This window comes from Streptomyces sp. NPDC002845, from assembly GCF_053591955.1.
Genome location: NZ_JBSFUU010000165.1, coordinates 1 through 7,055, shown reverse-complemented (window position 1 = coordinate 7,055; position 7,055 = coordinate 1). Strand labels below are relative to the sequence as shown.

The window sequence follows — 7,055 nt, the reverse complement described above, 5'->3', positions numbered from 1 at the left end:
CCTGGCGCCGCCGGCACCAAGCCATCGCGACAGCCTGCCACCAGCAACGACACCGCCATCACGACCAGCTGTGATCAAGAACTACAGCTGCCGTGACAGTTCCTGACCCCCCTGCTGCTCGACGCGTTCCGGACGGCATTTGACGTGCTGGTCGACGCGGGATACGACCCGGTGCCCTCCCTGCTCGACATGCACGCCTCGGGTGAGATGGCGGAGATGATGGCCGAGGCGGCCTCCGCCGGACTGTACGAGGTCATCGAGCAACAGGGTTCCCCGACCTGCAGGTTCGGCGTACAGCGGTATCTCGGAAAGCTCTTCGGGGACGAGGTGAAGGCCAAGGGCGAGGCGATCTTGAAGGACATCAGGAGCGGAAATTTCGTCGAAGCCTTGGTGAAGGAGGCCGAGGCGGACTATCCGAGCCTTGCCGATTACACGGCGATGTACAGGGCGAGCAACATGACCAAGGCACATGAGCGATACCGCGATGTTCTCGAGTCCCGCTGACCGGCAGGGCGCTTATCGACAAACTGCTGCAGAACAACGGCGGAGAGTGAGAGGAGTGGAAGAGTGGAGCAGCAGACCGGCCGGACCGACACTGCACCGCAACAGGCTGGCTCGCTCGTGGCCAAGGACTCGCGGCATGTTCTGCACCCGTGGGCGGACCTGTCCGCCCTCGGAATGCAGGAATCGCTCATCGTGAGCGAGGCCCGGGGCGTCGAGGTCATCGACGGCGAGGGCAAGAAGTACCTCGACGCGATCGGGGGCATGTGGTGCGTGACCGTGGGGTACGGGCGTCAGGAACTCATTGACGCCATGTACGCCCAAGCGCGCAGGATGCCGTACTTCACTCCGTTCGCGGATGTGTCCAACGAGCCGGCCGCAGCACTTGCCGCATTGCTGGCGGAGCTTTCCCCAGGAGACCTCAACAGGGTCCACTTCACCACGGGCGGTTCGACTGCCGTGGAATCGGCCGTGCGCATCGCACATCTGTACTTCGCTGGCCAGGACCGCCCCGAGAAGCGTCATGTCCTCTCGCGCGTCGACGCCTACCACGGAAGCACGTATCTGGCGGCCTCGCTGTCAGGCAAGGCGGCGGACCGCACACGCTTCCACTACGAGAGCGAGTGGGTGCACCACCTGGAGAGCCCGGGATTCGACCCAGACAACTCCCGGATCTCCGCAGCCGAACGCCTCGACCAGCTGATGGATGGGATGGAGGCAGCCATCGCTGACCTCGGCCCGGACAACATCGCCTGCTTCGTAGCGGAGCCGGTGCTCGCCTCCGGCGGCGTGCTGATTCCGCCGCCCGGTTACCAAGAGGCCACCCGCGAACTGTGCCGACGGCACGACATCCTCTACATCTCGGACGAGGTTGTCACCGGGTTCGGCCGGCTCGGGCACTTCTTCGCCTCGGAAGCGCGTTTCGGCATCGTGCCGGACCTGCTGGTCACGGCGAAGGGCCTGACCTCGGGGTATCAACCACTCGGCGCCGTACTGATCTCGGACCGAATCGCCGATGCCCTCGCCGCGGACGCCGATCCCGACAAGCCCGTGTTCTCCAACGGCTTCACCTATTCCGGGCACCCCGTCGCCTGCGCCACGGCCATCGCCAACATCGACGTCATGCAGCGCGAGGACATCTGCGTGCACGTGCGGGACGTCGGCCCCTACTTCATCGACCGGCTGAGGGAACTGCGGACGTCACCCATCGTGTCCGCAGTGCGCGGCGATCACCTGATGGCCTGCGTCGAATGCCAGGTGCCGGGTGAGACGGGCCCCGCCCCGCGCAGCCAGGCGCTCGCAGGGAGGGTCGACAGATACTGCGAAGAGGCCGGCCTCCTCGTGCGGCCGTTCGAGAACCTCTGCATCATGTCCCCGCCGCTGGTCGTGACCAGGAGCGAGGTCGACCGGATCGTCGACATCATGGCCGACGCCGTCACCCGAGCGGAAAAGGACCTGCGAGTCGGCGATATCTAGCGGCCCACCCACACCGACGTCACACCGAGGCCATCGTGGAGGCAACAGCATGGACGCTTTACCAGCACTGGACTGCCGCGGACTGCCGCCCGCACTGATCGTCTTGCGGATCAAGCAGGCCCTCGACTGCGGACGGCCCCCCGAAGCCCCGCTGCGGGTCATCCTCGGATCGGAACGCGAGCAGGAAGAGGTCGTGCAGGCGTGCGGTGAGGCCGCCCGGCGGGTCCAGTACCTGACGGCCGATGAGGCGGCGCAGGCAGTTGCCCCCGCGGTGGACCCGTCGCCATGGTGGCAGCGGCCCGATCTCAGACACGACGACGGCAGACTCTGTCTCGGCGGCGTTGACATGGGCGAGCTAGCGGACCAGGTCGGCACCCCAGCGTATGTGTGCCGGGCTGATCGTGTACGGGAGAACATCCGACGCCTCTCCGCGGCCATGGCGTCGGCCGGCCTCACCCACCGGATCTACTACGCGATCAAGGCGAACAGGTCCCCTGCCCTGCTCGCATACCTACGGGCACATGGCCTCTGCGGCGCCGACGTCTGCTCGACCGGCGAACTGCTACACGCGATCGGCTGCGGGTTCTCGCCCGACGCGATCTCATTCACGGGCACATCACTCTCCAGCCGGGACATCGAGGTCCTAGCCCGCCACAGGAACCTGCGGGTCAACATCGATTCGGTCTCCGCCCTGGACAGCCTCGGGAAGGCCTGCCCGGGCCGGGAAGTGGGCCTGAGGATCAACCCCGCAGTTGGCGTCGGCTACCAGGGCGACCCCCGCCTGAGTTACAGCGGCGCACCGACCACCAAGTTCGGCATCTACCTCGAGCATCTCGGAGAGGCAAAGGCAGTCGCAGAGAAATGGGGGTTGCGCATTGTCCGTCTCCACTTCCACGCCGGATGCGGCTATCTCGATGATCAGTTCGGTCAGCTGGAGGACGTGCTCGACGCGGCAGACGCGTTCACACGGCAGTTCGCGGACCTACGGGAGATCAACATCGGTGGCGGGCTGGGAGTGCCTCACACCGCGTCCGACCGGCCACTCGACCTGGAGCGCTGGGCCACCGCCGTGGCACGGCGCTTCGGAGGCAGAGGGCTGACGGTCGCTGTCGAACCAGGGGACTACCTAGTCAAGGACGCCGGTCTGCTGCTCACCACCGTCACCTACGTCGAGCGGCGCAGGGACGTGCAGTTCGCGGGCCTCGACGCCGGCTTCAACCTGGCGATGGAACCCGCCTTCTACGGGCTGCCTTGCGAGCCCGTCGCCGTCGTGCCGAGGTCGGAGGAAGACACGGAGACGTACACCGTCGTCGGCAACATCAACGAAGCACTCGACATATGGGCGGAGAACCACCGGATGCCACGGTTACGGGAAGGCGATCGTGTCGCGCTGATCAATTCCGGCGGGTATGCGGCATCGATGCGCTCGGACCACTGCCTGCGGGGGCGGGCCGAGGAAGTGCTACTGATCGACCAGGAAGATACGGACACCGTCCCACACGGCTGTCCCGACTCAGCCGGAGGCACGAGGTAATGGGGTCGAAGACCAAGCCGTCGGCGTACGCCCCCACCGGGGGCGGTACGGCCGCATCCCTTCCGAGCTACGCCTTCGCCCCTTCCGACCCATGGACGGTGACATTCCAGGCCGGACTCGCACGCGCCGGGCTGAGAGACAGCCGCGTCTATGAAGTGGGGGTCGGCAGCGGAGCCAACGTCCTGTTCATGCTGCGTCAGTGCGGCGCGGAACTCGTCGTGGGCAGCGATCTGGACCCCCGCTTGCCGGTGCTGGCCCAGAAGCTCGTCACCGCGGACGCACCCGACCTCGCAGCACAGTTCCGGCCTGTCGAGGGATCGGTGAGCCTCATCGACGGACCGGTGGCCACGGCGGAGGTAGCCATGGCAGATGCTGTGGTGGCCTGCCTTCCTCAGGTGCCGGACCCCGGGGACGCGATGTACGCCCGCTTCCGCGCCGCCCATTTGCAGACGGTGGCCGACGGCAGACGGCGAGTGGACGACCACGTGGCTCACTACTACTCCTGGGCGGAGTTCAACGATTACCCGTTCAACTCGGTCGGCCTGGGCCTGATCGAGGCGCTGCTCAGCAGAGGCGAGCAGTATGCGCCGCGTGCGCAGGTGATCCTCAATCTCGGCTGCCGTATCGGCAAGGGCACCCTGCTGCAACTGTTCCGCTCGCATGGCTATCGGCCAGAGGAACTCGCCTCGCAGATCGTGCGGCAGGACGAGGACACCGACATCTCGTTCTTCGTCACCCTGGAGGCCGCGATGCGGGGGACGGGGCACGAGAAGGACTTCGAGTGCGAGTTCTACGCCGACGAGGAAGGCACCCTCCCGATCTCGGCGACCGAGGCGAAGGAGCGGCTGGACGCCGATCCCCCCGCACCGGTGTTCCACGAGATCTGTGTTCTCCGGGGCCGTCTCCAGGCGTAGCGCGGCGGACCAGTATGGCGCCATGGGTCACCAAGTCGTCTGCGCGGCGTACCGCGGTCAGTCGGGACGACGGCAGACGAACGACCGCGTATTCGAAATGAGGCAGCAGAAATGGGCGCAGAGATGACCGTGCCGGAATTTCGTCGCGTTGAGCACGGCCCGGCCTTCAAGGTGCCGGTCCGTAACCGCGCATACCTGGCCGGATCGCACCACGACAACTTCCCTGAGTACGTTCCCGATGCCGGCGCGATGATCCCGGCGTACGAGGCCCGACAACCGGACAGGCCACTGTCCGCAATGACGACAGAGATCCGATGTCTCATCAACGGCATCCTCCCCGAGCACGGGGGAGTGCTGCTACGCGGCCTGCCCCTGGCCGACAAGGTTGATTTCGAGCGGATCGTGACGGAGCTGGGGTACGACCGTCTCGGCTACCAGGGCGGCATAGCCATCCGCAAGGGGGACACGGGGGTGGCGCTCAACGCCAGCGAGGAGGACCCCAGGATCATCCTGTCGCCACACAACGAAATGGCGTACCTCCCCGACTACCCGCGAAAGGTCTTCTTCTTCTGTGCGGCTGCGGCAAGAGAAGGAGGGGAAGTGCCGGTCAACGACGTCCGCGACACCGCCAGGATCCTCCCCGAACACATCCGACAGGAGTTCCGCAGCCGCGGCATCCGATACCACCGCAGCCTGGCACGGGAATCGTCCGCCGGCGCCATGGGGTGGACCGAGACCTTCGGCACTGACGACAAGGAGAAGGTGGAACACCATCTGGCAGAGTCGGGCTACGCATACGAGTGGGACGAGGACGACCTGCTGCGGTACCACTACGAACGGGACGCATTCGTCACGCACCCCGACACCGGCCAAGAGCTTTGGTTCAATCAGGTGACCGAACTGCACTGCTCCTATTGGAAGTCACACCCGGACTTCCCGAGCGACCTCCCCGAACGCGTGTATCCGGCCACGACCACTTACGGCGATGGTGCCACGATCGACGAGGAACGGATTTCCTACCTGCGCGGCGCACTCTGGCGCACCACCCGGGCGGTCAGGATGCGGCGGGGAGACATCCTGATCCTCGACAACCAGGTGCTTCAGCACGGCCGTTTCTCCTTCACCGGACCGCGTCGGCACTACGTCATCCTGACGCGGTAGTCCGCCGCTGCCTCCCCGTGGCCCGAACGTCGTGGAAGGACAGCTCTGTGCGCCTTAACCCGCCTCTGCTCAAACCGGCCAGACCGTGGTTCTCCTCGGGACCGTGCGCCAAGCCGCCAGGATGGGAGGCTGGCCAACTCGGCCGCGCCTTCGTCGGCCGGTCCCATCGCCACCGTGACGGGCAGGCGAGACTCCGTGAGGTCATCGAGAAGTCGGCACGGCTTCTCGGCCTGCCTCCGGACTACCGGGTCGCGATCGTCCCCGGCTCCGACACGGGTGCGATCGAGATGGCGATGTGGAATCTGCTGGGCCACACCAGGGTGGAGGTGTGCTGTTGGGAGAACTTCGGCTTCACGTGGCTGGGCGACATCATCGAGCAGCTGCGGATCCCGGACGTGACCGTCCATAGAGCTGACGCGTACGGGCAGCTGCCGGATCTCTCCCGCGTCGACTTTGCCCACGACGTGGTGTTCACCTGGAACGGGACGACATCGGGCGTCCGCGTACCGGGCGCTGACTGGATTCCCGAGGATCGCGAGGGCCTCACGATCTGCGACGCCACTTCGGCGGTCTTCGGCACGGAGATCGATTACGCCAAGCTGGACGTTCTCACGTGGTCGTGGCAGAAGGCGCTGGGCGGAGAAGGCGCCCATGGGATGATCGCCTTGTCTCCGGCAGCCGTCGAGCGCCTGTCGCTGTTCCAGCCCGCCCGGCCGCTTCCGAAGATCTTCCGGATCGCCCGCGACGGCAAGCTCATCAGCGAGATCTTCGACGGGTTCTTCATCAACTCACCGTCCATGCTCGCCGTTGAGGACGTTCTTGCCTGCCTGGACTGGTGCGCCGAGGCAGGCGGCCTGCCCGAGATGATCGCCCGGTCGCGTAGAAACCTGGACGTCGTCAGGAAGTGGGTCCGGACCAACCCGCACGTGGAGTTCCTGGCGGAGGACCCGAGGACGATCTCATCCACAAGCATATGTCTGAAGTTCCGCCACCCCGTCTTCGAGGAACTCTCCGCAGCGCAGAAAGTGGACTTCGTGAACCGGGTGTGCGGCAGGATCGAGGAGCACGGCGCTGGCTACGACATCGCCTCGCACCGCGAGGCCCCGCCCGGCATCCGTATCTGGGGCGGACCCACCGTCGACGCCGACGACATCGAACTGCTACTGCCCTGGGTGGACTGGGCGGTCACGGAGACACTGCGGGAGTTCCCGTGAGCCGGACCGACGTACAGACCGGGCGGCTGCTCCGGTTCGCCGAACAGCTCGCGGACGAAAGCCGTCGTATGTTCACGGTCGCGGCCCGGGAAATGTCCGAGGCCGCGACCACGAGCGCGGCGGAAGAGATTCCCGGCATCGGCATCAAGGGTGACAACAGCTACTGAGGTTGAACTCGCAGTGGCGGGCCGGTAGATCATCCGGCGCCCATGAGTAATCCGGTCTCGGTGAGGCAGCCGTCGATCAGCTCTGCCC

The 7,055-nt window shown here is 66.0% G+C and carries 7 protein-coding genes; all 7 read left to right on the top strand.

Annotated features, from left to right (window positions below; all coding sequences use genetic code 11):
* Positions 1-102: 102 nt before the first annotated feature.
* Positions 103-504, top strand: a complete 402-nt coding sequence (locus tag ACWD3C_RS47415) for a hypothetical protein (protein WP_451154855.1) — start codon at positions 103-105, stop codon at positions 502-504.
* A 63-nt stretch (positions 505-567) separates the two neighbouring features.
* Positions 568-1,977, top strand: a complete 1,410-nt coding sequence (locus ACWD3C_RS47410; RefSeq protein WP_451154853.1) for an aminotransferase — start codon at positions 568-570, stop codon at positions 1,975-1,977.
* Between the two features lie 193 nt (positions 1,978-2,170).
* A complete protein-coding gene (locus ACWD3C_RS47405) occupies positions 2,171-3,511 on the top strand; it encodes a diaminopimelate decarboxylase (RefSeq protein ID WP_451154851.1) in 1,341 nt (446 codons plus the stop codon).
* Complete coding sequence (locus ACWD3C_RS47400) at positions 3,511-4,425, top strand: class I SAM-dependent methyltransferase (RefSeq protein ID WP_451154849.1); 915 nt, start codon at positions 3,511-3,513, stop codon at positions 4,423-4,425. The genes ACWD3C_RS47405 and ACWD3C_RS47400 overlap by 1 nt, the downstream gene beginning before the upstream one ends.
* A gap of 111 nt (positions 4,426-4,536) precedes the next feature.
* Positions 4,537-5,586, top strand: coding sequence for a TauD/TfdA family dioxygenase (locus ACWD3C_RS47395; RefSeq protein ID WP_451154847.1), 1,050 nt, complete (start codon positions 4,537-4,539; stop codon positions 5,584-5,586).
* 47 nt (positions 5,587-5,633) lie between these two features.
* Positions 5,634-6,800 carry a phosphoserine transaminase gene (locus ACWD3C_RS47390; protein ID WP_451154845.1) on the top strand — a complete coding sequence of 389 codons (1,167 nt, stop codon included), beginning with the start codon at positions 5,634-5,636 and terminating at the stop codon, positions 6,798-6,800.
* Positions 6,797-6,967 carry a hypothetical protein gene (locus tag ACWD3C_RS47385; RefSeq protein WP_451154843.1) on the top strand — a complete coding sequence of 57 codons (171 nt, stop codon included), beginning with the start codon at positions 6,797-6,799 and terminating at the stop codon, positions 6,965-6,967. The genes ACWD3C_RS47390 and ACWD3C_RS47385 overlap by 4 nt, the downstream gene beginning before the upstream one ends.
* The last annotated feature ends 88 nt before the right edge of the window (positions 6,968-7,055 follow it).

Coding starts and splice junctions, on each gene's coding strand:
- ACWD3C_RS47400 (WP_451154849.1), top strand. CDS start 3,511: ATGGGGTCGAAGACCAAGCCGTCGGCGTACGCCCCCACCGGGGGCGGT.
- ACWD3C_RS47395 (WP_451154847.1), top strand. CDS start 4,537: ATGGGCGCAGAGATGACCGTGCCGGAATTTCGTCGCGTTGAGCACGGC.